Annotated in this window: 20 protein-coding genes and 3 tRNA genes; 21 read left to right on the forward strand and 2 right to left on the reverse strand. The window is 73.9% G+C overall.

Going from position 1 to position 24896, the window contains the following annotated elements:
• Positions 1–295: 295 nt before the first annotated feature.
• The 5 genes from proB to O1G21_RS25715 all read left to right on the forward strand — a co-directional run bounded on the left by proB (position 296) and on the right by O1G21_RS25715 (position 5425).
• Complete coding sequence (gene proB, locus O1G21_RS25695) at positions 296–1432, forward strand: glutamate 5-kinase (protein ID WP_270146990.1); 1137 nt, start codon at positions 296–298, stop codon at positions 1430–1432.
• 165 nt (positions 1433–1597) lie between these two features.
• On the forward strand, positions 1598–2122 hold the full coding sequence (locus O1G21_RS25700; protein WP_270146991.1) for a hypothetical protein: 525 nt from the start codon (positions 1598–1600) through the stop codon (positions 2120–2122).
• Positions 2123–2266: 144 nt separating this feature from the next.
• Positions 2267–3589 carry a glutamate-5-semialdehyde dehydrogenase gene (locus O1G21_RS25705; RefSeq protein WP_270146992.1) on the forward strand — a complete coding sequence of 441 codons (1323 nt, stop codon included), beginning with the start codon at positions 2267–2269 and terminating at the stop codon, positions 3587–3589.
• 90 nt (positions 3590–3679) lie between these two features.
• Positions 3680–4261, forward strand: a complete 582-nt coding sequence (locus O1G21_RS25710) for an SCO2584 family spore wall biosynthesis protein (RefSeq protein ID WP_270146993.1) — start codon at positions 3680–3682, stop codon at positions 4259–4261.
• 102 nt (positions 4262–4363) lie between these two features.
• Positions 4364–5425: an SCO2583 family membrane protein gene (locus tag O1G21_RS25715; RefSeq protein WP_270146994.1), complete on the forward strand. Its 1062-nt coding sequence runs from the start codon at positions 4364–4366 to the stop codon at positions 5423–5425.
• Positions 5426–5480: 55 nt separating this feature from the next.
• Here O1G21_RS25715 and O1G21_RS25720 read toward each other — a convergent pair whose 3' ends face one another.
• Positions 5481–6551, reverse strand: coding sequence for a M48 family metallopeptidase (locus tag O1G21_RS25720; RefSeq protein WP_270146995.1), 1071 nt, complete (start codon positions 6549–6551; stop codon positions 5481–5483).
• Positions 6552–6813: 262 nt separating this feature from the next.
• On the opposite strand from O1G21_RS25720, the gene O1G21_RS25725 reads away from it, so the two are divergent.
• The 8 genes from O1G21_RS25725 to O1G21_RS25760 all read left to right on the forward strand — a co-directional run bounded on the left by O1G21_RS25725 (position 6814) and on the right by O1G21_RS25760 (position 11528).
• The gene (locus tag O1G21_RS25725; RefSeq protein ID WP_270146996.1) at positions 6814–6960 is read left to right on the forward strand and encodes a hypothetical protein; all 147 of its coding nucleotides are present in this window, start codon (positions 6814–6816) and stop codon (positions 6958–6960) included.
• 154 nt (positions 6961–7114) lie between these two features.
• Positions 7115–7267: a hypothetical protein gene (locus O1G21_RS25730; protein ID WP_270146997.1), complete on the forward strand. Its 153-nt coding sequence runs from the start codon at positions 7115–7117 to the stop codon at positions 7265–7267.
• Positions 7268–7411: 144 nt separating this feature from the next.
• Positions 7412–8044 (forward strand): nicotinate-nucleotide adenylyltransferase, encoded by a 633-nt coding sequence (gene nadD, locus O1G21_RS25735; protein WP_270146998.1) that lies wholly within the window; start codon positions 7412–7414, stop codon positions 8042–8044.
• A gap of 13 nt (positions 8045–8057) precedes the next feature.
• The gene (locus O1G21_RS25740; RefSeq protein ID WP_270146999.1) at positions 8058–9887 is read left to right on the forward strand and encodes an LCP family protein; all 1830 of its coding nucleotides are present in this window, start codon (positions 8058–8060) and stop codon (positions 9885–9887) included.
• Positions 9888–10078: 191 nt separating this feature from the next.
• Complete coding sequence (rsfS, locus tag O1G21_RS25745; protein WP_270147000.1) at positions 10079–10537, forward strand: ribosome silencing factor; 459 nt, start codon at positions 10079–10081, stop codon at positions 10535–10537.
• Positions 10534–11181 (forward strand): histidine phosphatase family protein, encoded by a 648-nt coding sequence (locus O1G21_RS25750; RefSeq protein WP_270151273.1) that lies wholly within the window; start codon positions 10534–10536, stop codon positions 11179–11181. Before rsfS ends, O1G21_RS25750 begins: the two co-directional genes overlap by 4 nt.
• Positions 11182–11326: 145 nt before the next feature.
• Positions 11327–11399 (forward strand) — tRNA-Ala (locus tag O1G21_RS25755).
• Between the two features lie 56 nt (positions 11400–11455).
• Positions 11456–11528: transfer RNA gene (locus O1G21_RS25760), tRNA-Ala, on the forward strand.
• A 70-nt stretch (positions 11529–11598) separates the two neighbouring features.
• Here the strand turns inward: O1G21_RS25760 and O1G21_RS25765 are convergent.
• On the reverse strand, positions 11599–12498 hold the full coding sequence (locus tag O1G21_RS25765) for a helix-turn-helix transcriptional regulator (protein WP_270147001.1): 900 nt from the start codon (positions 12496–12498) through the stop codon (positions 11599–11601).
• 103 nt (positions 12499–12601) lie between these two features.
• On the opposite strand from O1G21_RS25765, the gene O1G21_RS25770 reads away from it, so the two are divergent.
• The 8 genes from O1G21_RS25770 (at position 12602) to O1G21_RS25805 (ending at position 24681) form a co-directional block, all read left to right on the forward strand.
• A complete protein-coding gene (locus O1G21_RS25770; RefSeq protein ID WP_270147002.1) occupies positions 12602–14041 on the forward strand; it encodes an MFS transporter in 1440 nt (479 codons plus the stop codon).
• 146 nt (positions 14042–14187) lie between these two features.
• A tRNA-Ala gene (locus tag O1G21_RS25775) sits at positions 14188–14260 on the forward strand.
• Positions 14261–14357: 97 nt separating this feature from the next.
• Positions 14358–15653, forward strand: coding sequence for a hypothetical protein (locus O1G21_RS25780; protein ID WP_270147003.1), 1296 nt, complete (start codon positions 14358–14360; stop codon positions 15651–15653).
• 310 nt (positions 15654–15963) lie between these two features.
• Positions 15964–18855, forward strand: coding sequence for a leucine--tRNA ligase (gene leuS, locus O1G21_RS25785; protein WP_270147004.1), 2892 nt, complete (start codon positions 15964–15966; stop codon positions 18853–18855).
• 291 nt (positions 18856–19146) lie between these two features.
• Positions 19147–19965 (forward strand): hypothetical protein, encoded by an 819-nt coding sequence (locus O1G21_RS25790; protein ID WP_270147005.1) that lies wholly within the window; start codon positions 19147–19149, stop codon positions 19963–19965.
• Between the two features lie 81 nt (positions 19966–20046).
• Positions 20047–20892, forward strand: a complete 846-nt coding sequence (locus O1G21_RS25795; RefSeq protein ID WP_270147006.1) for a DegV family protein — start codon at positions 20047–20049, stop codon at positions 20890–20892.
• A 250-nt stretch (positions 20893–21142) separates the two neighbouring features.
• Entirely contained in the window at positions 21143–22036 is an 894-nt protein-coding gene (locus O1G21_RS25800) for a helix-hairpin-helix domain-containing protein (RefSeq protein ID WP_270147007.1), read from the forward strand.
• 47 nt (positions 22037–22083) lie between these two features.
• Positions 22084–24681, forward strand: a complete 2598-nt coding sequence (locus O1G21_RS25805; protein WP_270147008.1) for a ComEC/Rec2 family competence protein — start codon at positions 22084–22086, stop codon at positions 24679–24681.
• Positions 24682–24896 lie beyond the last annotated feature (215 nt).

Genomic DNA, 24896 nt, shown 5'->3' on the forward strand with positions numbered 1-24896 from the left:
CGGGCGCGCGACCGCGAACCGTTGCCGGCCTGCCCAGTGCGGCGCCGCCCCGTGTGACAGGAACGTCGAAGACGAGTGGGTACAGCGGGCAAGAAGCCGTCCCCCGATCTGGCTTTCGGTCAGGGACCATACCAGCCATCCGGATTGCCGGCCGGGCTGTGGCGAGCCCGTGACCAGGCCGGGTCCAGTCGGTGAAACACCTTGGGGGTGACCTGCGTGGATCGCGTAGATTTCGGGCATGACGGCCGGGCCCGGCCCGCCGTGACCGCACCACACCGGAAGGGCGTACAGCGAGATGAGCGAGGACTCACTGCGGGAGGAGGTGCTGACCGCACGGCGGATCGTGGTCAAGGTCGGCTCCTCCTCACTCACCACGGCGGCCGGCGGCCTGGACGCCGACCGGGTCGACGCCCTGGTGGACGCGCTCGCCAAGGTGCGCAGCCGCCCGGACGCCCCCGAGGTCGTGCTCGTCTCCTCCGGCGCCATCGCCGCCGGGCTCGCCCCGCTCGGCCTGGACCGGCGGCCCAAGGACCTGGCCCGCCAGCAGGCCGCCGCCAGTGTCGGCCAGGGACTGCTGGTCGCGCGGTACACCGCCTCCTTCGCCCGGTACGGCATCCGGGTCGGCCAGGTGCTGCTCACCGCCGAGGACGCCAGCCGCCGCGCCCACTACCGCAACGCGTACCGGACGCTGGACCAGCTGCTGGCGATGGGCGCGATGCCGATCGTCAACGAGAACGACACCGTCGCCACCGCCGAAATCAAGTTCGGGGACAACGACCGGTTGGCCGCGCTGGTCGCCCACCTGGTCCGGGCCGACCTGCTGGTGCTGCTCTCTGACGTGGACGGCCTCTACGACGGAGACCCGGCCCGTCCCGGCACCAGCCGGATCGCCGAGGTGCGCGGCCCGCACGACCTCGACGGCATCGAGATCGGCAGCGCCGGCAAGGCGGGCGTCGGAACCGGCGGCATGGTCACCAAGGTCGAGGCGGCCCGGATCGCCACCGGCGCGGGCATCCCGGTGGTGCTCACCGCGGCCAGCCACGCCGCCGACGCGCTGGCCGGGCGGCCCACCGGCACGCTCTTCCTGCGCACCGGCAGCCGCACCTCCGACCGGATGCTCTGGCTGGCCCACGCGAGCAGCCCGCGCGGCGCCCTGCACCTGGACACGGGCGCGGTCGAGGCGGTCGTCTCCGGTGGCGCGTCGCTGCTGCCGGCCGGGGTGACCAAGGTCGACGGGGAGTTCGCCGCGGGTGATCCGGTGGACCTTCTTGCCGAAAACGGCCACATCGTGGCTCGCGGACTGGTCAACTTTGATGCGAGGGAGTTGCCCCGCCTGCTCGGCCGGTCCACCCGCGACCTGGCCCAGGAGTTCGGCGCCGCGTACGAGCGCGAGGTCGTCCACCGCGACGACCTGGTCGTTCTGCGCGGCTGACCGGCCGGCCGTCCGGCACCGGCCGGACGGCGCAGTGCGGTCGGCGGGCCGCTCCGTACCGGGAGCGGCCCGGCCGCGGGCGAGGAGGGGCGCAGCCGGACCGGTCGGCCGAGGGTCGACGGGGCCGGTGGGGACGACACGAGATCGCCGAACAGGAGGCCGCCGGTGGAACGCAGGCGCGAGGCAGCGCTGACCGGAGGGACGGCGGGCCGGCGGCTGACCAGCATCGACGGCGGACGCGAGGACGGCCCCGCCGAGCCGGCCGGTCCGCCGCCGCAGGGGCCCGGCGGGGCGCGCGGGCCTCGGCCGCAGCGCGCGGAGTCGGCGCAGCCGCCCGGCGTGCCGGAGCAGGCCCGGCTGTGGCACGTGGTGCTGAGCGTGGCCGGGCAGACCACCCCGCTGTCCTCGCTACGGGCCTCGCTGGAGCGGCTGGCGCACGACCACTCGTTCTTCCTGACCGCCCGTTACGCGGCCGACCACGCCGAGATCCGCTACTGGGAGCAGGCCCGGGACCTGCACGACGCGGCGGCGATCGCGTTGCGGCTGTGGGGCGAGCACAAGGTGACCGCGAACCTGCCGCCGTGGGAGATCGTCGGGCTGGAGGTGGTCGACCGGGCGACGTACCAGAAGCGGGTGGCGGAGGGCTTCGGCGGTCCGCCGCCGCAGCTGGGCGGGGTGTACCCGTACTGACCGACCGGCGGCCGGGGCTGACCGTGCCGCGCTGACAGGCGGCCGGGGCTGACCGGGCCGCGCTGACAGGGCCGTACCGGCCGGCCCTGTTCAGATGCCGGAACGACGCCGGGCAGGGCGGGGGCAGTCGCTACGCTTGGCGGCATGACCAGCGACCTCGCCACCGCCGACAGCCCCGTCCTCGCCGTAGCGCGCCGAGCCCGGGAGGCCGCCGCCGCGCTCGCCCCGCTGCCGCGCCGCGCCAAGGACGCCGCGCTGCTGGCGATCGCGGACGCGCTGGTGGCCCGCACCGCCGAGATCGTCGCGGCCAACGCCGAGGACGTGGCCCGGGCCCGCGAGGCGGGGACGGCCGAGTCGGTGATCGACCGGCTGAGCCTGACTGACGAGCGGATCGCCGCGATCGCCTCCGACGTGCGCTCCGTGGCCGGGCTGGCCGACCCGGTCGGCGAGGTGGTGCGCGGCTACACCCTGCCGAACGGCTTGGACGTGCGCCAGGTGCGGGTGCCGCTCGGCGTGGTCGGCATCATCTACGAGGCCCGGCCGAACGTCACGGTGGACGCCGCCGCGCTCTGCCTGAAGTCCGGCAACGCGGTGCTGCTGCGCGGCTCCGCCTCGGCCTACCGCTCCAACACCGCGCTGGTCGCCGTCCTGCGGGACGCCGTCGAGGCGGCCGGGCTGCCGGCCGACGTGATCCAGCTCGTCCCGGGGGAGAACCGGGACTCGGTGCAGGAGCTGATGCGCGCCCGCGGGTACGTCGACGTGCTGATCCCGCGCGGCGGGGCCTCGCTGATCCGCACCGTGGTCGAGGGCTCGACCGTCCCGGTGATCGAGACCGGCACCGGCAACTGCCACGTGTACGTGGACGCGCGGACCGACCTGGCGATGGCGGTCGGCATCCTGTTGAACTCCAAGGCGCAGCGGGTCAGCGTCTGCAACTCGGCCGAGACGCTGCTGGTGCACCAGGACGTCGCGGACGCCTTCCTGCCGCTGGCGCTGGCGGCCCTGGCCGAGGCCGGGGTGACCGTGCACGGCGACGAGGCGGTGCTCAAGGCCGCCGAGGGCAGCGGCGCCACCGTGGTGCCGGCCACCGACGAGGACTGGGGCGCCGAGTACCTCTCGTACGATCTGGCCGCGGCCGTGGTGCCCTCGCTGGACGCCGCGGTGGAGCACATCCGCCGCTGGTCCTCCGGCCACACCGAGGCGATCGTCACCACCTCGCAGGCCGCCGCCCGCCGCTTCACCCAGCTGGTGGACTCGACCACGGTGGCCGTCAACGCCTCCACCCGGTTCACCGACGGCGGTGAGTTCGGCTTCGGCGCGGAGATCGGCATCTCCACCCAGAAGCTGCACGCCCGCGGTCCGATGGGCCTGCCGGAGCTGACCAGCACCAAGTACATCGTCACTGGTGACGGGCATGTCCGCGGCGAGGCGACGCAGACCGTCGGCGGGGACGCGGACGCCCGCTGAGCGCGGCGCGCGGGGCGGCCGTCACACGTGTGACGGACCAACTGCCAGGAGCCACAGACAAATCGCCCCTCCGGTAATACGCTGAATCCCGTGGCTGAGGATGTGGGGGGCTTGCCGTACCCCGACGGCGCCGACCACGGTGGTGCGGACGACGAGTTCGCCACCGTGGTCTTCGATGAGGCCTTCGTCCGGTCCGCCGCCGTGCACGAGCCGACGGCCAAGGAGCGGCAGCTGGCCGCCGCCGAGGCGCGGTTCGAGCCGGACACCGCGGGACCGGGCTGGAGCTATGACGTACCGGCCGGGGACGGGCTGCCGCTGGAGCTGCGCCCGTACCCGAGCGGACTCGACGAGGACCACCTGTACCCCGACCCCTGGTCGGGCCCGGGCCGGGCGAGCGGTCGCCAGGGCCGGCGCTGGGGGCGGCGCTACGACCCGGTGCGCGCCCGCGGGCGGTACGTGGCCCAGCAGCGCTGGCACCGGCCGGTGGCCTGGGTGCTGGCCGTGATCATGGGCGTGAGCCTGGTGGCGGTGGCGGTCGCGGCGATCTACCAGGGCGTGGGCGGCTCCTCCGGCGCGCCCCGGCGCCCGGAGTCCGGCAGCAGCAGTCCGGGGACGGACCCGCGGTCCGCGCCGGCCGCGCCGTCGGCGGTGGTCACGGCGCCCGCGGGCTGACCTGGCCAGGGGGCGTACGCCCCGGGCGGGCGGTCACGGAGCGTTCCCGGCAATCTGCGCCGGGCCCTCGTGGCGGGGCGAGTGTACGCCTACCCTGGTGACATGGGTGACCCGCGCGAGCCTCCTGAGGGTACGCCCGAGGGCGGTTCCGGCAACGAGGACGAGTTCCGGTCCGTCGTCTTCGACGAATCGTTCGTCCGGGCTGCCCGGATCCAGGAGCTGTCCGCTCGGGAGCGGCTCGCGGGCTCCTTCGGCAAGGCCACCCGGGCGCGGGTGCGGCTCGGGCCGCTGGGGACGGTGCCGCGCCAGGCGCTGGCCCTGCTGCTGCTCATCCTGCTGGCCTTCGGGGCCGCGGTGTACTTCGGGGTGAACTCGCCCAAGGGCCTTCCGATCCGGCCGGAGGGCAGCCAACTGACCGTCAGTCTGGTGGCGTTGAGCCCGGCTTCGGCCGTCCGCCCGGTCGCCGACCCGGCGGAGCCGTTCGCCGCGCTGCCGCCCGGGTACGGCGACGGGGCGGCCGGGTTGAACACCCCGGCGGGCGCCGCCACCGAGCACTTCAGCAAGGTCGAGGTGACCAAGGCGCTGGACACCGTGCAGCGCTACCTGGTGGCCTCCTCGCTGACGCCGGCGGCGCTGGTCCAGGGCGCCACCACCGACGTGCGGGCCTTCGTCACGCCCGGTGAGCAGGCCCAGTTCGACGCCGCCGTCACCCAGCCGGTGGACGACCGGCACCACGCGGTGACCGGCTGGATCGTCCGCTTCGACCCGGCGCAGGTCGCGCTGGCCTCCGGCACCGTGAAGGTGGTCGGTGCGATGCGGGTCGACGAGGCGGACAGCAGCACGCTGCAGGTCACCACCGACCACACCTTCGTCTACGCGCTGAAGCCGGCCGGCGCCCCGGCCGGTGCACAGGTCACCCTGGAGACCGTGCGGCGCGAGCTGACCTTCCAGTTCGACCGGGTGGACCTGGCCTCGGCGCAGCTGCGGCTTGTGGACTCGGTGCTGCAGGCCGGGCCGGAGCCGTGCACCGCCTCGATGGCGGGCTTCCTGCAGCCGGTGCTGGCCACCGCGCAGGGCAGCACGGTGGCGCCGCCGACCGCGGTCGACCCGGGCAACCACGCGCGCCCGGCCTGGCAGGTGTGCGGGGTGCTGGCGGGGGGCTGACGGCCTGCGTGCGGTGGAACGGCCGGTGACCCGGGTGGGTCACCGGCCGTCACGGTCAGCCGTCGGTGCGCTCGGCGGAGCCGTGGTCCGACGGGGAGCCGGCGCGGCTGCCGCCGGTGAAGGTGTCGCGCAGCTTGCCGCCGACGGTCGCGGCGCCGCCGGCCACGTCCCGCAGCAGGCCCATCAGCGGGTCCTTGCTCTCCTTCACCGAGGTCGTGTAGTGCTCGGCGGCGGCCTTCCACTGCTCGCCGACCGAGGTGTCCCGGTCGTCCGTGCGGCGCGGGTAGGCGCCGGCCATGATCGAGCGGTACTCGTCGCTCTCCGCCCACTTCTTCAGCTGGGCGACCCGGACCACCGCGAACGGGTGGGTCTGCGGCAGCAGTTGGAGCAGCTTGAGCACGCCGTCGCGCAGGTCGCCGGCCTTCTCGTACTCCTCGGCCTGCTCCAGGAAGGCGTCGACGTTCATCTCGGCCAGGTTGTGCCCGCCGGCCAGCTTCATCAGGGCCCGCATGGACGCCTGGAGGTCCTGCCCGGCGAGCAGGCCGGCCCGGTCGCTGGACAGCTCGGCCTTGCGGAACCACTCCTTGAGTGCGGTGACGATCGCCATGATCGCCAGGTTGCCGAGCGGCACCCAGGCGATCCGGGTGGCGATGTTGGTGAGGATCATCAGCATCGTCCGGTAGACGGCGTGGCCGGACATCGCGTGGCCGATCTCGTGGCCGATGACGGAGCGCAGCTCCTCCTCGTCCAGCAGCTCGACCAGGCCGCTGGTGATCACGATGATCGGGGTGTCGATGCCGATGGTGTACGCGTTGACCGCCGGGTCCTGGGTGACGTACAGGTCCGGGACCTGCTCCAGGTCGAGCGCGTAGGCGGCGTCGCGGACCATGTCGTACAGCTCGGGGAACTGGCGCTCGGAGGTCTTCACCGCGGTGGCCAGGAACATCAGCCGGATCGAGCGCTCGGAGACCAGCCCGGCGAGCTTCTTCAGGATGTCGTCGAAGCCGGACAGCTTGCGCAGGGCGACCAGCGCCGAGCGGTCGGCGGGGTGCTCCCAGGCCCGGGTGGAGATCCCGGGGAAGCGCTGGCGACGCCGGCTCGGGGTCTTCGCGGTCGTGTCGGTCATGGTGTGAGTGCCTCCTGTCGACGGCGGCCCCGGCGCAGTGGCCGGCCCCCCGCTGGTCTTCGCCTGCAACGACTCGTCTGCAACGACTGCCTGTGCAACGTCCGCGGTTGCGTACTCGTCCCCGGAGCCAGCGTACGCGCGGGCCGGGGCGCGGCTCGGGGGCCGGTGGGCGGTGCCGGTGTGAGGCCGGTTTACCCTGAATGCCCTGGAGAACCGGGACCGGACCCGGCCGCGGTACCGAGCAGTACGAGGAGCCCCTCAGATGTCCACCGAAGCGCTGGTCAGCCTGGCCGCACCCATCTCCGACGAGGCCGGCCCGGGCCTGTTCCTGCGGATCATCGTGATCGCGTCCTTGGTCGGGATCGGCCTGCTGGTCTGGATCATGGCCCGCGCCTTCCGGGGCCAGTAGACCGCAGCCTCCGGTGGTGCCCGCTCACGCCCGGTCAGCGGCGGTGGGCCGCCGAGCGGTTGCCGTGTAACCCCCCGTACGATGACGGGTGGGCCCTCACCGGCCCGGAACAACCCCCAGGTCCGTTCACCGAGCCGAGAAGGTCCCGCCGACCATGAGCAATGCCGCCGCACTCCCCGTTCTGAACCTGCTCGCCGAGGGCGGGGGCAACCACGACAGCCTGAACCCGCTGCTGACGGGCGGCTCCGCGCTGTTCATCCTGGTGCTCCTGCTCTTCATCACCACCCGCTTCAACCGGGACCGCTGAGCCGGGACCACGGACCGCTCGGGGAGCGTCCGGCCGGTGGGCCGGCCGCTCCCTCACGCATCTACCGACCACCTCCACCATCTACGGACCACCTCCACACGGACGTTCCCGCACCGTGACGGGCGTCGCGTAAGGTGTGGCGGCATGGGAGAGCAGGCCGGGAATCCCGGCGGACCGGAACCGGTGAAGAAGCGCCTCGGCGTGATGGGCGGCACCTTCGACCCGATCCACCACGGCCACCTGGTCGCCGCCAGTGAGGTGGCGAGCGCGTTCCACCTGGACGAGGTGGTCTTCGTCCCGACCGGGGAGCCCTGGCAGAAGAGCGACCGCCACGTCACCCCGGCCGAGGACCGCTACCTGATGACGGTCATCGCCACCGCGGAGAACCCGCAGTTCTCGGTCAGCAGGATCGACATCGACCGCCAGGGCCCGACGTACACCGTCGACACCCTGCGCGACCTGCACGCCCTGCACCCGGACGCCGACCTCTTCTTCATCACCGGCGCCGACGCGCTCGCCCAGATCCTGTCCTGGCACGACTCGGACGAACTCTTCTCGCTGGCCCACTTCATCGGATGCACCCGCCCGGGGCACACTCTGTCGGACGCCGGGCTTCCGGTGGGCGGGGTCTCCCTGGTGGAGGTCCCGGCGCTGGCCATCTCCTCCACGGACTGCCGCAACCGGGTCGCCAAGGGCGAGCCGGTCTGGTACCTCGTCCCGGACGGCGTGGTCCGCTACATCGACAAGCGGGCGCTGTACGCGCCGCACGGGACCTGAGCCAGGAGCGGGCGTGACCGATCGCAACGGCAATGGCAGCGGGCAGCAGCCGGAGGAGTGGTCCACCGGGCAGTACCAGCAGCCGTACCAGGGCCAGGAGTACCACCAGCAGCAGGCGTACGAGCAGCAGTACGGGCAGTACGACCAGTACGGGCAGCCGGCGTACGGGCAGGGCTACTACGGCGGCCAGGCCCAGGGCTACCAGCAGGCCCAGCAGACCGGGCAGTTCCCGCAGCAGCAGTCGTACGGGCAGCAGCACGACCAGTACGAGTCGCACGAGCAGTACGGCCAGTACGACCAGTACGGGCAGCCGATGTACCCCCAGGCCCCGTACGGCGGCTACCAGCAGCAGGGGTACCAGGCGTACCAGCAGCCGTACCAGGCCGCGCCGGTCGCGCCGTTGGTCGCCGAGCCGCTGCCCGAGCCGCCCGTCGCGCCCGAGGCGCCCGCCCCCACCCCCGCGCCCGCCGCCGTGCCGCCGCCGCGCCGGCGCACGCCCCGGCCGGCCGCCGAGGCGGCCCCGGCCGAGCCCGGGGCGCCCTCCGAGCAGGTCGCCGGCGCCCGGTCCGGCAAGGCCGGCGGACGGGCGCCCAAGGACAGCTACACCACGGGCGAGTTCACCTTCGTCGACGAGGAGGCGGAGGAGTCCGAGGACGTCATCGACTGGCTGAAGTTCGCCGAGTCCCGCAGCGAGGTGCGCGCCGAGCGCCGCCGCAAGCTGAAGAACCGGCTGGTCGGCCTCGGTGTGGTGCTGGCGCTCGCGGCCGGCGGCGTCGGCGGCTACCTGTGGTTCACCGGGGACAAGCCGACCGCGGCCGCCGCGGCCGGTGGGCGGCAGGTCAACGTCGTCCACCTGCGCGACCTGCAGGGCAAGGTGTCCAGTGCGCTGCTGGTCGACGACGCCTCCGGGCACAAGGGCACGGTGCTGCTGCTGCCCGACGTGCTGCGGCTGCCCGGGCCCGGCGATCCGCCGGTGACCACCGTCGGCCAGGCCATGGACGCGATCGGCGCCTCGGCGACCCGCGACGGCCTGTCCACCGTGCTCGGCGCCCCGGTGGCCGGCACCTGGCGGCTGGACACCCCGTACCTGGAACTGCTGGTCTCCCAGCTCGGCGGCGTCCGGGTGGACACCAACGCCGCGACCTACGAGGGCGGCAAGCCGGACGGCAAGGAGCTGTCCCCGGCGGGCAAGAACACCCTGCTCAGCGGCAAGGCCGCGGTCGCGTACGCCACCCTGCAGGCGCCCGGCGAGAACCGGGACGCCCAGCTGGCCCGGTTCGGGCAGGTGATGGACGCGGTGGTGCGCACCATGCCGACCGAGTTCAAGGACGCCAAGGACGACGTGCACCGGATGAACGCGGTGCTCGACCCCTCGCTGCCCGAGGACGCCCTGGCCGGGGTGCTCGCCCAGCTCGCCCAGCAGGCGAAGGACGGCCACTTCAGCACCACCGCGCTGACCGTCAAGCCGGACGGCACCCTGGACGAGGCGACCGCGGGCAAGCAGGTCAAGGACGTGCTCGGCGGCACCGTGAAGTCCGCGGCGGCCGGCGACGCCCCCGCCCGGGTCTCGGTGCAGGACGCCTCCGGCAACGACGCGGCGAGTGCCGCCGCGCAGGTCCAGATCGTCAACTCGGGCCTGACGTTCATCCCGGGCGGAGCCAAGACCGCGCCGCAGGCCACCAGTGAGATCCGCTACACCGACGACGCCCGGCAGGCCGCGGCGAAGTCCCTGGCGAGCAGCCTGGGGCTGCCGGACACGGCGGTGAAGAAGGTCGCCGACGCCCAGAACGCGGACCTGGTGGTCGTGCTCGGCAAGGACTACCAGCCGCCGAAGAACCAGTAGCCGGTCGGCCGGGCGGCGGCGGACCGGCCCCCGTCCGGCCCCGGGTTCGGCTCCGTCCGGCCTCGGGTCCGGCCCCGCGCGCCCCGCGGCCCCGGAAATGCGTTCCGAGGCCGCAGGGGCGGCGTGAGATCCTGGAAAACGACCCCGGCCGCGCGCCGGGCCGCCCCAAGCCGCCGAGCCGGAAGAACAACGTGACCGTCACCGACCACAGCCAGCAGCTCATCACCGTCGCCGCGCAGGCGGCGGCCGACAAGCTCGCGCACAACATCATCGCGTTCGACGTCAGCGAGGTGCTGTCGATCACCGACGCCTTCCTGATCGCCTCCGCGAACAACGACCGCCAGGTCCGCTCGATCGCCGAGGAGATCGAGGACCGGCTGCGGGAGCAGCTGGACATCAAGCCGGTGCGCCGCGAGGGCGAGCGCGAGGGCCGCTGGATCCTGCTCGACTACCTGGACATCGTCGTGCACGTCCAGCACTCCGAGGAGCGCTCCTTCTACTCGCTGGACCGGCTCTGGAAGGACTGCCCCGAGCTGCCGCTGCCCGCGGACGCCATGGAGTCGCGCAACCGGCCCGACGCCATCACGGACGAGGCCGGCAACGCCGTCGCCCCGGCCGACGACTTCGGCAAGCCCGAGGACCTGCACTGAGCCGGGAGGCGCGCGGCCCGCGCATCGTCTTCTGGCGGCACGGTCAGACCTCGTGGAACCTCGAATCGCGGTTCCAGGGCACCACGGACATCGAGCTGACCGGCCAGGGCGTGCTGCAGGCCCAGCGGGCGGCCCGGCTGCTCTCAGGGCTGCGCCCCGACCTGCTGATCTCCTCGGACCTCAAGCGCGCCCGGCGCACCGCCGAGGAGCTCGCCGCGGTCACCGGGCTGGACGTGCAGCACCACGAGGGCCTGCGGGAGACGTACGCGGGCTCCTGGCAGGGCCTGACCAACGCCGAGATCCGTGAGCGCCACCCGGAGGAGTACGCGGCCTGGGCGGCCGGGGAACCGGTGCGGCGCGGCGGCGGTGAGCTGTCCACCGAGGTGGCCGACCGCTCGGTGCCGGTGGTGCTGGAGGCCGTCGCCAAGCTGCCGGAGAACGGCACGCTGGTCGTGGTCAGCCACGGCGGCACCATCCGGACCATGCTCGGGCGGCTGCTGGGCCTGGAGCCGCCCCTGTGGGAGTGCTTCGGCGGCCTGTCCAACTGCTGCTGGTCGGTGCTCGGCAAGGGGGCGCGCGGCTGGCGGCTGCTGGAGCACAACGCGGGCACGCTCCCGCAGCCGGTGATCGGCGACGACACCTGACGGCACTCGGCGGCACTCGGCGGCGGGGCTTCACGGGGGCCCGGAAGGAGCGGATTTCGCAGTTCCGGGCCTGACCAGCTAGAGTCTTCCTCGTTCGCAGGGAAGGAACGCGGCCCGGAAGGGAAGCGGGAGATCCGGTGAGTGCGGGGCTATAGCTCAGTTGGTAGAGCGCTTGCATGGCATGCAAGAGGTCTGGGGTTCAATTCCCCATAGCTCCACTCCGCATCGGCGGTCGTGGCGGTTGGAATTCCGGAGCCAGGGTCGTCCGTGTCGCGGGGCTATAGCTCAGTTGGTAGAGCGCTTGCATGGCATGCAAGAGGTCTGGGGTTCAATTCCCCATAGCTCCACAGCAGTTCGAGAGGCCGTCACCCGGTGGGTGGCGGCCTCTCGGCCTTTCCCCGGGCTGCGCCCGGCTCGTCACAGCGCGCAGGTGTGGCTCCAGCCGCCCGGCGGCAGGGAGTTGAGCCGCTCGACCAGCTCCCGGTCCTCCGGGCTCTTCGGGACGTACACGACGATGTAGCACTCCGGCACGCCCGGCATCGTCAGGTAGGTGGCGTTCAGCCGCATCACCCCGAGCTCCGGGTGGCGGAACATCCGCAGCAGGGTCTTCGGCGGCGACACCTCCTGGCGGGCCCACAGCTCCCGGAACAGCTCGCTGCGGGCCGACAGCCGCTGCACGTGCTCCTCCCAGGCCGGCTCGCCGACGTGCTTGCCGTACGCCGCGCGCAGCACCGCCACCATCCGCGGCAGGGTCTCCTCCGGGTTCTCGCACGGGTTGCAGCACGACGGCGCGGCCAGCATGCACCAGAGGCTGTTGAAGAAGACCCCGCCGGCCGGGCGCATCCGGTCGGTGCCGAACAGCGACCGGTACGGCCGGTTGAAGCTCAGCACGTCGAACCGGGTGTTGGAGACCGCCGCCGGCAGCGGGGCGAGCGAGTCCAGGATCACCTGGATCGACGGGCTCAGTTCCGGCGGGGCGGGCTGGGCGAGCGGCGAGGGCGACATCCCGGCCAGCCGGAACAGGTGCTGGCGCTCGGTGCCGTCGAGCCGCAGCGCCCGGGACACCGCCAGCAGCACCTGCTCGCTCGCGTTGATCGGCCGCCCCTGCTCCAGCCACGTGTACCAGGTGACCCCGACCCCGGCGAGCTGCGCGACCTCCTCGCGCCGCAGCCCCGGCGTGCGGCGGCGCAGCCCGGGCGGCAGGCCGACGTCCTCGGGGGTGACCCGCGCCCGGCAGGCCTTCAGGAAGCGGGCCAGCTCGGTCCGGCGGCGTTCGCGGTCGCCCGCCGCGGTGGGGAGTTCCTCGAGCACGGTCATGGCGTCCATCGTGCCGCAGCGCGCGCGGGCGATACAGGTGCTGCCAGTACCAGGATCAGCAGGCTCTAACCACCAGTACCGGCGCGGCCCCAGGCTGGTGGCCATGACGGACCTTCAGATCCGGCCCGGCGTGGCCGGAGGCACCACCGGGGCGCCGACCGTACGGCCCGGGCTGCTCCTCGCGCTCGTCCTGTGCGGGCAGTTCATGGCCGTGCTCGACTCCTCCATCGTCAACGTCGCGGTGCCCACCATCCGAACCGACCTGGGCGCCTCCGGCGCCGCCCTGCAACTCGTGATCGCCGGCTACACCATCGCCTACGCGGTCCTGCTGATCACCGGCGCCCGGCTCGGCGCCCGCTACGGCTACAGCCGGCTGTTCCAGCTGGGCCTGGCCGCCTTCACCGCCACCTCGCTGGCCTGCGGCCTCGCCCCGACCACCGGCTGGCTGATCGCCTTCCGGCTGCTCCAGGGCGCGGCCGGGGCGCTGATGGTGCCGCAGGTGATGAGCCTGCTGCAGCGCACCTTCACCGGGGCCGCCCGCACCCGGGCGATCGGCCTCTACTCGGCGGTGCTGGCCGTCGGCGTCGCGTCCGGCCAGGTGCTCGGCGGGGTGCTGGTCAGCGCCGACCTGTTCGGCACCGGGTGGCGGCCGGTGTTCCTGGTCAACGTGCCGTTCGGGCTGGTGCTGCTGGCGGTGGGCGCCCGGCTGCTGCCGCGGCTGCCCGGTGACGCCTCGCGCGGCTTCGACGTCCCCGGCCTGGTGGTGCTGGGCGCGGCGCTCGGCCTGCTGGTGGTGCCGCTGGTGCTCGGCCACGAGCTCGGCTGGCCGGCCTGGGGCTGGGCGATGCTCGCGGGCGGCGTGCTGCTGTTCGGCCTGTTCGTCGTGGTCGAGCGCGGCGTCGCCCGGCGCGGCGGGCAGCCGCTGATCCCCGGGCGGGTGCTGCGCGCCCCCGGGCTGCGGCCGGCAGCGGTCGGACTGTTCACGATCATGGCGGCCTACGCGGGCTTCATGTTCGCCTTCGCCCTGCACCAGCAGGCGGGCCTCGGCCACAGCGCGCTGCGGGCCGGGCTCTGCTCGGCGCCCGTCGCGATCGGCTTCGGCGTGGGCAGCCTGCACTGGCACCGACTTCCGGGCCGGCTGCACGGGATGCTGCCGTCGGTCTCCGGGGTGGTGCTCGGGGGCGGCTACCTGGTGCTGGGGGTGCTGCTCGGCGGGGGCGCCGGGGTCGGGGCGGTGGTGCTGGTGGAGACGGCCCTGTTCGGCCTGGCCGCGGGCTGTGCGTACGCGCCGCTGTTCGCCCGGGCGCTCGCGGGGGTGGCGCCCGAGGACGCGGCCGATGCCAGCGGGGTGACGGTGACCGTCCTCCAGCTCGGGCAGGTGATCGGGGTCGCGGTGCTCGGCTCGGTGTTCCTCGGGCGGGTGGACCTGCCGGCGCCGGCCGCCGACTCCGGGCACGCGCTGCTGGTCACCCTGGCGGTCAACACCGTGCTGGTGCTCGTCGGGGCGGTCTTCGCCGAGCGCAGCCGGAGGGAGGTGCGCTGAGCGGGGTGCCGACCGGTCGCCCTCGGCCGGCTCGGCTGCCCCGGGAAACGGATTTCAGGAGCACGCCCCGGACCGTGTAAAGTAGTCGATGTCGCCGAGGGAAACCGGACGGAAACGACGGGGAACCCGGTGACATCGCAGGTCAAGGGGCTATAGCTCAGTTGGTAGAGCGCTTGCATGGCATGCAAGAGGTCTGGGGTTCAATTCCCCATAGCTCCACAGTGATTGAGAGCCGCCTCCCGATTAGGGGGGCGGCTCTTCGCCGTTGTGTGCACGCCATCGGCGGGCCGGCCGGAAAGACCGCTACCGTCGTGCCATGGCCGATCTGCAGCGAAGGCGGAACGAGGAGCTGGCCCGGATACTGCACCAGCTCGGCTGGAGTCCGGAACGGCTCGCCCGTGAGGTGAGCCTCGCCCTGCCGCCGGGCCTGGCGATCAGCTCCACCGCCCCCTACAAGTGGCGCGACCGCGGCATGGTGCCGCGCAGCCCGCACGACCAGACCGTCTGCGAGGTGCTCAGCCGCACCCTCGGCATCGCCGTCACCTACGAGCAGCTCTGGGGCAGGATGGGCGGCCACCGCGGTGCCAAGATCCTCTCGCCCCGGCTGCTCACCGACCCGTGGACCGCCGACACCGCCCAGACCGCGCTGCGCGAGGCCGCCACCGACGCCGGACCGGTCCGCCTCACCGACCTGTTCCGCAGCGCCGACCTCGACCACGCCGCCGAACGGCTCTCCTCGCCGCCGCCACCGGTCGGCGGCGGCGAGGGCGCGCTGCGCGTCGACCCCTCGCTGGCCGGCGAACTCGGGCTGTCCTACCGCAGCAAGCAGCGCCTCGAACGCTCCTGCGGCGGCGGCCTCGTCCTCGGCCCCACCCGGGCCGAACTCGCCATGCTGGCCAAGCTGTTGGAACTCGGCGCGTACGACGAACGGCTCGGCCGCGAGCTGTACGGCACCGCCAGCAGGCTCGCCCGCCTGGCCGGCTGGGCCGCGTACGACCTCGGCCACGACGCGGCCGCCCAGCGGGCCTTCGTCGCCGCGCTGCGCGCCGCCCACGTCAGCGGCGACGCCCGCCTCGGCGTCGCCGGGCTCGGCGCGCTGGTGGTGCTCGCCACCCAGGGCACCGGCGGGCGCGGCCTGGACGCCGTCACCGCGCTGCGCACCGCCCTGGACGCCCACGGCCCCGCGCTCAGCGCCACCGCCCGGGCCCGCCAGTTCGGCCGGATCGCCCGCGCCCACGGCCGCCGCGGCGAGGCCGAACAGGCCGAGGCCGCCGCCGCCCGGGCCTTCGCCGAACTCGACGGCGTGCCCGGCGCCGAGGAGGCCCGGGCCGACCTCGCCGGGATGGTGGGGGAGGGGCGGCTGGCGCTCGGCCAGTACCGGATGGCCAAGGGGCTGCTCGCCGAGGCCGTCGCCGGGCTCGGACCGGGACGGGCCCGCGCCAAGGCGATGCTGATGGTCCGCCTCGCCGAGGCCCACCGGCGCCTCGGCGACCAGCGGGAGGCCGCCCGGACGGCGGGGCTGGCGCGGGCGCTGGCGGCCGGGATGCAGTCGGAGCGACTGGCCAGGGCGCTGCGGGACTTCGAGGCGGCGGGGCGGGCGCCGGCGCGGTGAGGGGGCCGGGTCCGCGGCGGGTGCTCGCGGGAGTGCGGTGCGCTGGACGGGACGGGGTGCGCTGGATGGGACGGTCAGGAGTGCCCTGACCCGCTTGCGGTACCCTGAGCCCATGCGAACCGTGCGCCTGCTCCTTAGCCGGCCGCGCTGACCAGGACCGGCCGCGCCCTCGGGCGGTGCCGGAGTCGGCGTGGCGTCCCCTCCTGCGAGGGGATTTTTTGTTTTCCGCCCCCGCCCGCGTCGTGGGACGGGTCCACGGTCGGCCGCGTCGCGCGGTTCGCCAACTGACACCGATGGAGCTTGAAGGACCATGAGCGAGACGACCCCTGCGTCCGGCGCGGCCGAGACCGCGACCGAGCCGTTCCGGTACAGCGCCGCGCTGGCGGCGGAGATCGAGTCCCGCTGGCAGGACATCTGGGAGAAGGAGGGCACCTTCCACGCCCCCAACCCCACCGGTGAGCTGGCCGACCCGTCCGCCGGTGACGTCGCCGCGAAGCCGCACAGCTTCATCATGGACATGTTCCCGTACCCCTCGGGCGCGGGCCTGCACGTCGGCCACCCGCTGGGCTACATCGCCACCGACGTCTTCGCCCGCTACCAGCGGATGACCGGCCACAACGTGCTGCACACGCTGGGCTACGACGCCTTCGGCCTGCCCGCCGAGCAGTACGCGGTGCAGACCGGCACCCACCCGCGGGTCTCCACCGAGGCCAACATCGCCAACATGCGCCAGCAGCTGCGCCGGCTGGGCCTGGGCCACGACCCGCGCCGCTCGATCTCCACGATCGACCCGGACTACTACCGCTGGACGCAGTGGATCTTCCTGCAGATCTTCAACTCCTGGTACGACGAGGCCGCCGGCAAGGCCCGTCCGATCGCCGAGCTGGTCGCCCAGTTCGAGGCCGGCACGCGTGAGGTGCCGGGCGGTCGCGCCTGGTCCGCGCTGTCCGCCGCCGAGCGCGACGAGGTGCTGGGCGAGTACCGCCTGGCGTACGCCAAGGAGGTGCCGGTCAACTGGTGCCCGGGCCTGGGCACCGTGCTGGCCAACGAGGAGGTCACCGCGGACGGCCGCTCCGAGCGCGGCAACTTCCCGGTGTTCAAGTCCAACCTGCGCCAGTGGATGATGCGCATCACCGCGTACTCCGACCGCCTGATCGCCGACCTGGACCTGCTGGACTGGCCCGAGGCCATCAAGCTGCAGCAGCGCAACTGGATCGGGCGCTCCGAGGGCGCCCGGGTGGACTTCGCTGTTGACGGCGGGAAGATCACCGTCTTCACCACCCGGCCCGACACCCTGTTCGGCGCCACCTACATGGTGCTGGCGCCCGAGCACGGCCTGGTCGACTCGATCGTCCCCGCGGCCTGGCCCGAGGGCGTGCCCGCCGAGTGGACCGGCGGCGCCGCCACCCCCGCCGAGGCCGTCGCCGCCTACCGTGCCGCGGCCGCCGCCAAGTCGGACGTCGAGCGCCAGGTCGAGGCCAAGGTCAAGACCGGCGTCTTCACCGGCGCCTACGCCGTCAACCCGGTCAGCGGCGAGTCCGTCCCGGTGTTCATCGCCGACTACGTGCTGATGGGCTACGGCACCGGCGCCATCATGGCCGTCCCCGCCCACGACCACCGCGACTTCGCCTTCGCCCGCGCCTTCGCGCTGCCGATGCGCTGCGTCGTCGAGCCGACCGACGGCCGCGGCTCGGACCCGGCGCAGTGGGACGACGCCTTCGACACCTACGACTCGGTCATCGTCAACTCGGCGCGCACCGTGGACGGTTCGGTCCTGTCGCTGGACGGGCTGAGCGTCGTCGACGCCAAGGTCCACGTCACCGCCTGGCTGGCCGAGCGCGGCATCGGCGAGGGCACCGTCAACTACCGCCTGCGCGACTGGCTGTTCAGCCGCCAGCGGTACTGGGGCGAGCCCTTCCCGATCGTCTACGACGAGGACGGCGTGATGCACGCGCTGCCCGAGTCGATGCTGCCGGTCGAGGTCCCCGAGGTCGACGACTACTCGCCGCGCACCTACGACGCGTACGACTCCGCCTCCTCGCCGGAGACCCCGCTGTCGCGCAACGAGGACTGGGTCAACGTCGAACTGGACCTGGGCGACGGCGTCAAGCGGTACCGCCGCGAGACCAACACCATGCCCAACTGGGCGGGTTCGTGCTGGTACGACCTGCGCTACGTCGACCCGACGAACACCGACGCCGTGGTGGACCCGGCCAACGAGGGCTACTGGCTGGGCCCGACCGAGGCCAAGCCGGGCGGCGGTGCCGACCTGTACGTCGGCGGTGCCGAGCACGCCGTGCTGCACCTGCTGTACGCCCGCTTCTGGCACAAGGTGCTGCACGACCTGGGCCACGTCTCCTCCGTCGAGCCGTTCCACAAACTGTTCAACCAGGGCATGATCACCGCGGACGTCTACCGCGACGAGCGGGGCTTCCCGGTGCCCGCCGCCGAGGTCGAGGAGCGCGACGGCAAGTACTTCTGGCAGGGCGAGCCGGTCAAGCGCGAGGCCGGGAAGATGGGCAAGTCCCTGAAGAACGCCGTCGCCCCGGACGACATCGCCGACGAGTACGGCGCGGACACCCTGCGCCTGTACGAGATGTCGATGGGCCCGCTGGACGTCTCCCGCCCGTGGGACACCCGGGCCGTCGTCGGCTCGTACCGCTTCCTGCAGCGGCTGTGGCGCAACGTCGTGTCCGAGGGCACCGGCGAGCTGGTCGTCACGGAGGAGGAGCCGGACGAGGCGACCCTGCGCGCCCTGCACAAGGCCATCGACGGCATCCGCGGCGACATGGCCGGGCTGCGCTTCAACACGGCCGTCGCCAAGGCGATCGAGCTGAACAACTTCCTGGTCAAGCGCGGCTCCACGCCGCGGGCGGTGGCCGAGCAGCTGGTGCTGATGGTCGCGCCGCTGGCCCCGCACATCGCCGAGGAGCTGTGGCGCCGACTGGGCCACGGCGAGTCGCTGGCGCACGCCGACTACCCGGTCGCGAACCCGGCGTACGTGGTCGACGAGACGGTGACCTGCGTGGTGCAGATCAAGGGCAAGGTCAAGGCCCGGCTGGAGGTCGCGCCCGGCATCACGGACGCGGAGCTGGAGGCGCTGGCGCTGGCGGACCCGGCGGTGGTCGCGGCGATCGGCGACGCGGCGGTGCGGAAGGTGATCGCGCGGGCGCCGAAGCTGGTCAACATCGTGACCGGGTGAGGTTGGAGCTGGTCGGTGTTTGACCGGTAGTGCGTGATCGGTCGATGGTCCGTGATTGATCGGGCGGGTGTCCTTCGGGGCGCCCGCCCGGTGCGTTTCGGTGTGCTTTCGGGCTGTCGGGGAGGTGGGGGTTCGGGCCCTCGGGGAGATCCCCGATCTGTCCCTGATCTCCGGCCGCCGGGCCCGTTCGGACCTCCTCGCGCCGGGCACGGCGGCTACCGTGGAACCCTCGGCATTGCGGCCCGCGTTGGGCCCGTTGGGGGCCGAAACGGTGGCGGAAGGTGACGCGCGATGGACGTGTTCGGCGTGATGATCGGCTTGGTCCTGCTGTTCGGGATCGCGGCGCTCGTCCTGGCGGTGGTCGGTGCGGTCAAGGCGGCCAAGGCCGTCGCCGCGAAGGTCGAGAAGCACGAGGCCAACGCCCGGCGCGCCGTCGAGACCGCCACCCTCAAGGCGAAGACGTACACCAAGGTCGGCCCGCCCGCGCAGATCGCCACCGTCCGGCTCAAGCTGCGGACCTCGCTGGACGGCACCCGGCAGGTGCTCGAGGGCGGGCTGCCACAGGACAGCCAGCTCGGCGAGTCCCTCGCGCTGCTGACCCGGCTCGACGCGCACGCGGCGGAGCTGGACGGCGAGCTGCGGGTGCTGGAACGCGAACCGGACACCGTGCGGATCGCGGCCAAGCTGCCGGAACTGCGGGAGCGGGCGGAGCGGATCACCCACGCGGCGGAGACCATGCGGTGGGCGGCGCAGGACCGGATGCACCGGTTCGCGGACGACGAGCTGAGCCGGCTGAGCCAGGAGTGCGAGAGCGAGGCGGGGGCGCTGCGGCACTGGGACACGGCGGCGAGCGGGGGTACCGGGGCTGCTTCCGGGGCTGGTACCGGTTCGGCTGGGACCGGTTCGGCTGGTGTGGGCCGTGCGGGTGGTGCGGGTGGTGCGGGCAGTCCGGGCGGTGCGGTTCGGGCCGGGCTGACGGACGGGAAGGGGCGGCCGAGCGCGGAGGACCTGCTCGGACTGGCCGAACCGTTGGCGAAGCTGGCGCAGCGGCTGCGCAAGCCGTCGACGGGCACCTCGACGGGGACCTCGGTGGGGCCTTCGGCGGGCTGAGCCCCGGGTCGTGTCGGGGCGTGCGGGGAGCGCTGGGGCGGACGCTGTCTTCCCGGACCAACGGGGAGTAACCTCCGCCTCATGCCCTCCGACCTCGCACTTGTCACCGATTCCACGGCCTATCTGCCGCAGGAGGCCCTCGACCGGCACGGGATCACGGTGGTTCCGCTGAGCGTCGCGGTCGGTGACTCGGTCCTCTGCGAGGGGGTCGAGATCTCCCCGAAGGACGTCGCCGAGGCACTGCGCGCCAAGCAGCGGGTGACCACCTCCCGGCCCAACCCGGAGACCTTCGCCGCCACCTACCGGGCCGCCGCCGAGGCCGGGGCGAAGGGGATCGTGTCGGTCCACATCTCCGGCGAGCTGTCCGGCACGGTCGAGGCCGCCCGGCTGGCGGCCGCCGAGGCGCCCGTACCGGTGCGGGTGGTGGACAGCCGGCTGGTCGGCATGGCCCTCGGGTACGGGGTGCTGGCGGCTGCCGGGGCCATCGCGGCGGGCCAGGGGCTGGCGGAGGCGGCCGAGGCGGCCACCCGGCGGGCGGCCGGGACCAGCGGCTTCTTCTACGTGGACACCCTGGAGCACCTGCGCCGGGGCGGGCGGATCGGGGCGGCGCGGGCGCTGCTCGGGTCGGCGCTCGCGGTCAAGCCGCTGCTGCACCTGGACGGCGGGCGGATCGAGCCGTTGGAGAAGGTGCGGACGGCGTCGCGGGCGATCGCCCGGCTGGAGGAGATCGCGGTCGAGCGGTCGGGGGAGGGCGAGGTGGACATCACCGTCCACCACCTGGCGGCCGAGGAGCGGGCCGAGCCGCTCGCGGAGCGGCTGCGGGCGCGGGTACCGGGGCTCCGGGACCTGTACGTGGGCGAGGTCGGGGCGGTGATCGGCGCGCACGTCGGGCCGGGGCTGCTCGCGGTGGTGGTCGCGCCGCGCTGAGGCGGGTCGGGCTGGGTTGGTCCGGCTGGGTTGGTCGGTCCTGGGTTGGTCGGTTCTGGGTTGGTCGAGCTGGGTCGGTCGGGCCGGGGCCGGGGTCGGGCTTGGGTCGGGCTGGGTCGGGCTGGGTCGGTCAACTCGGGCATGGCCTGGCCACTCGTGTGAGTGACGTCTTTTATCCACAACCCCCGGGTTGTCCACAGGCTTTCGGTAATTCCTGCGTGTTCGCCGGACGGCTCCTAGCGTCCTCGCCATGACGACCTCGGGCCTGGGCGCGGCGAAGCGCCAAGCGATCAACGAGACGGTGCGGCTGCGGATGGCGGCGCTGCTGCCGGCGGACGACGAGCCGGTGGATGGCGCTCCGCCTGCCGCTCCGTCACCGGCGGTTTCCACGGCAGTGGGGCAGCCGGTGGTGTTACCTCCGAAGGCGGAGGATCTCCCCGACCCGCCGGGCGGCGGAGCGCGTCTGCGGCTCGCCTCGGTGCTGGCGCTCGACCGCCGAGCAGTGGCGGGGTTGGCCATCCTGCTGCTCTTCGCGGTGGGCTACGCCGTACAGCACTTCTGGCTGGCCAGGCCGGAGATGGTGGCCGTTCCGTCGCTCACGGCCGCCTCGGCACTCCCGGAGTCGGGCCCGCCCGCCGCCGATGCACCACGCGGCAGCGGGGCCGGTCCGCCCGAGGCCTCCGCGGGCCCGGGCGCCGGGCCCGCCGTCGTCATCGACGTCGGCGGCCGGGTCCACCTGCCGGGCCTGCACACCCTGCCCGGCGGCTCCCGGGTGGCCGACGCCCTGCGGGCGGCGGGCGGTCCGCTGCCGGAGACGGACACCCGGGGCCTGAACCTGGCCCGCGTCCTGACGGACGGTGAGCAGATCCTGGTCGGTGAGCAGGCACCCGCTCCGGTTCCCGTCCAGGTGCCCGCAGGCGCCGGCGGACCTCCCGGGGCGGGCGTGCCCCGACCGCCCGTCAGCCTCAACCGCGCCACCCTCGAACAGCTCGACGCCCTCCCCGGCGTCGGCCCGACCCTCGCCCAGCGCATCCTCGCCTACCGCACCTCGCACGGCTCGTTCCGCTCGGTCGACCAGCTCCGACAGGTCAGCGGCATCGGTGCCCGGACCTTCGCCGAACTCCGTCCGCTCCTCACCCTCTGACACCACCCCTGCCGTCCTCCCCGCACCCCCCGAAAGGAGGTACCGCCATGTCCGCCACCACGGCGCCGCTTCCGGGCCTCCGGTCCTCGGGCGCCGACTTCCGGCTGCTGCTGCCCGCCGTCTCGGCCTGGCTGGTCACGGCGGTGCTCCTGCCCCTCGAGCCGGGGGCCGAGGTGCTGGTCTTCTCGCTGGCGGGCGTCGCCGTGCTCGCGGCCGTCCTGCTGCTCGCCCGGCCGGGCCTCCTGCGCCGGCGCGGTGCCGCGGTGGCGCTGGCAGCCGTCCTGCTCACCGGTGCGGCGGCCGCGATCGCGACTCCGCTGCACACCGCCGACCTGCACCGGGGACCGCTGCCGGAGCTCGTCCGTGCGGCCGAGCACGCACCGCCGCGCACTCCGGGCACACCCGCCCCGGCGGTCGAGGTGGAGCTGACCGTCGCGGGGGACCCGAAGGTGCACACCTCCCGGAGCGGCACCACCGGCGGGCAGACCCTCCTCACCGTCGAGGCCGTGGCCGACCGCGCCACCCTCCTCCCGGACGGGCGGGCCATTCGGACGCACACCCCGGTGACCGTCATGGTCCGCGGGCCGGAGAGCGGGCCCTGGCTGCGACTGCTGCCCTCCGAGCGGCTGGCCGTCGAGGCCGAGGTGCGGCCGGCGAGGGAGGGCTACGAGACCGAGTCCGCGGCACTGCTGGCCGTCCACGGCCCACCCCGGCAGCTCGCACCGCCGAGCCTGCCGCAGCGGATCGCCGGCCGACTGCGCGAGGGCCTGCGCACGGCCAGCGACGGACTCCCGCCGGACGCGCGCGGACTGCTCCCAGGGCTCGTCGTCGGCGACACCTCGCGATTGCCCGACGACCTGGTGGACGCCTTCCGGGCCACCGACCTGGTGCACCTGGTGGCGGTCAGCGGGGCCAACCTGGCGATCGTCCTCGGCGTGCTGCTGGGCGCCCCGGGCCAGGCCGGCACCCCGGAACGGCGCGGACTGGCCCCGCTGCTGGGGCTGTCGTTGCGCACCAGCGCGCTGCTCGGCACGGGTCTGATCCTGGCCTTCGTGACCGTCTGCCGACCCGAGCCCAGCGTGCTGCGGGCGGCGGGGACGGGACTGATCGGCATGCTGGCCCTGGCCACCGGCCGCCCCCGCCAGGCCGTACCGGCGCTCGCCGGGGCCGTCCTGGTCCTCGTCCTGCTTGACCCGTTCCTGGCCCGCTCCTTCGGCTTCCTGCTCTCGGTGCTCGCCACCGCCGGGCTGCTCGTCCTCGGGCCGCACTGGGCCGAGTCGCTACGCGCCCGACGCTGGCCGCACCACCTGGCGGGCGCGCTGGCGGCCGCGGCGGCGGCACAGGCGCTCTGCGCGCCGGTGACGGTGGTGCTGTCCGGGCACATCAGCCTGGTCGCGGTCCCGTGCAACCTGCTGGCCGAGCTGGCGGTGGTCCCGGCGACGCTGCTCGGCTTCGGAGTGCTCGCCCTGCAGCCGTTCTTCCCGTCCCTGGCTCGGCTGTTGGCCGAGCCGGCCGGGGTGCCGGCCAGCTGGCTGGCCTTCGTCGGGCGGCGCGGGGCCGAACTGCCCGGCGGCCAACTGTCGTGGCCCGGCGGCTGGTTCGGGGTGGTGACGGTCGCGCTGGCGACCCTGGCCGCCTGCTGGGCGGCGCCCCTGCTGCTGCCCCGGCGGACGGAGCCCGGCCGGCCCGCCCGCGCCCGGCGCCGCTGGGCCCGGGCTCTGGTGACCGGCACCCTGCTGGTGGTGCTGCTGGCCGTGCTGCTGCGCCCGCCGCAGCTCGCCCGGATCGCCACGGGCTGGCCGCCGCCGGGGTGGCGGCTGGTGATGTGCGACGTCGGGCAGGGAGACATGTTGGCCCTTGCGACCGATCTGCCGGGCAGCGCGGTGGTGATCGACACCGGGCCGGATCCCGATGCGGCCGACCGGTGCCTGCGCGAGCTCGGCATCACCACGGTGCCGTTGCTGCTGTTGACGCACTTCCACGCGGATCACGTCGAGGGCGTGCCAGGGGTGTTGCGCGGGCGCCAGGTGGGAGCGGTCGAGGGCACGGCGCTGGACGATCCGCCGGGTGAGGCGGCCAGGGTGACGGCCTGGGTGGCCGGGGCCGGTGTGCCGTTGCTGCGCGCCGGCCGTGGTGAACGGCGTTCGGCCGGTGCGGAGTTGTCCTGGGACGTGGTGTGGCCCGATCCCGGGGCGGCTGTCGACGCGGCGGGTGCGAACAACGCGAGCGTGGCGCTGATGGTGTCGTTGGCCGGAGGTGTGCGGATGGCGTTGCTCGGCGATCTCGAACCGCCCGCCCAGTCCGCGCTGTTGGGCCGACTCGGCCGGGTGGACGTCCTGAAGGTGGCGCACCACGGTTCGGCTCACCAGGACTGGGACCTGACGGGTGCCCTGCGGCCTCGGCTCGCCCTGATCTCCTGCGGCGAGGGCAACGCGTACGGGCACCCGTCGCCGCGTACGGTCGACCGGCTGCGCGCGCTGGGCGCGACCGTCCTGCGCACCGACCGCGTGGGGGACGTCGCCGTGACCGGCGACTCGCCGTCCACCCTCGCCGTCGCCGTTCACCCCCGGCCTGACCATGGCTCCCGCGCCGGCCACTCCACCTCCGGGCACCCCACCCGCAGGCCCCGCGCCCCGCCCCTGTGACCCCGCTCTCCTCTTCTCTTCCCTCCACGAGGTGGGGTGGGGCTGGGGTAGGGATGGGGGGAGGAGCCTGCGGCGGGAGGGCCCGCCGGTGGTCTCGCCGTTCGCGTCCGCTGAGCGTGTCATTGGTCTCGATGGCCTTCCGGGGCGACGGATCCCGCACCTTCGCCCGGATGGCGCACCCGAGCGGCGACGGGGCGTCACCGAGGCTATGGCGG

The organism is Kitasatospora cathayae, assembly GCF_027627435.1.
Taxonomy (GTDB): domain Bacteria; phylum Actinomycetota; class Actinomycetes; order Streptomycetales; family Streptomycetaceae; genus Kitasatospora; species Kitasatospora cathayae.

Bases quoted from the DNA above. Each gene is read 5' to 3' on its own strand.
- O1G21_RS25800 (WP_270147007.1), top strand. From the start codon at position 21,143: ATGACGACCTCGGGCCTGGGCGCGGCGAAGCGCCAAGCGATCAACGAG.
- O1G21_RS25720 (WP_270146995.1), bottom strand. From the start codon at position 6,551: ATGACCGACACGACCGCGAAGACCCCGAGCCGGCGTCGCCAGCGCTTC.
- O1G21_RS25730 (WP_270146997.1), top strand. From the start codon at position 7,115: ATGAGCAATGCCGCCGCACTCCCCGTTCTGAACCTGCTCGCCGAGGGC.
- O1G21_RS25705 (WP_270146992.1), top strand. From the start codon at position 2,267: ATGACCAGCGACCTCGCCACCGCCGACAGCCCCGTCCTCGCCGTAGCG.
- nadD (WP_270146998.1), top strand. From the start codon at position 7,412: ATGGGAGAGCAGGCCGGGAATCCCGGCGGACCGGAACCGGTGAAGAAG.
- proB (WP_270146990.1), top strand. From the start codon at position 296: ATGAGCGAGGACTCACTGCGGGAGGAGGTGCTGACCGCACGGCGGATC.
- O1G21_RS25715 (WP_270146994.1), top strand. From the start codon at position 4,364: ATGGGTGACCCGCGCGAGCCTCCTGAGGGTACGCCCGAGGGCGGTTCC.
- O1G21_RS25770 (WP_270147002.1), top strand. From the start codon at position 12,602: ATGACGGACCTTCAGATCCGGCCCGGCGTGGCCGGAGGCACCACCGGG.
- O1G21_RS25805 (WP_270147008.1), top strand. From the start codon at position 22,084: ATGTCCGCCACCACGGCGCCGCTTCCGGGCCTCCGGTCCTCGGGCGCC.
- O1G21_RS25790 (WP_270147005.1), top strand. From the start codon at position 19,147: ATGGACGTGTTCGGCGTGATGATCGGCTTGGTCCTGCTGTTCGGGATC.
- O1G21_RS25795 (WP_270147006.1), top strand. From the start codon at position 20,047: ATGCCCTCCGACCTCGCACTTGTCACCGATTCCACGGCCTATCTGCCG.
- O1G21_RS25765 (WP_270147001.1), bottom strand. From the start codon at position 12,498: ATGACCGTGCTCGAGGAACTCCCCACCGCGGCGGGCGACCGCGAACGC.
- O1G21_RS25780 (WP_270147003.1), top strand. From the start codon at position 14,358: ATGGCCGATCTGCAGCGAAGGCGGAACGAGGAGCTGGCCCGGATACTG.
- O1G21_RS25725 (WP_270146996.1), top strand. From the start codon at position 6,814: ATGTCCACCGAAGCGCTGGTCAGCCTGGCCGCACCCATCTCCGACGAG.
- leuS (WP_270147004.1), top strand. From the start codon at position 15,964: ATGAGCGAGACGACCCCTGCGTCCGGCGCGGCCGAGACCGCGACCGAG.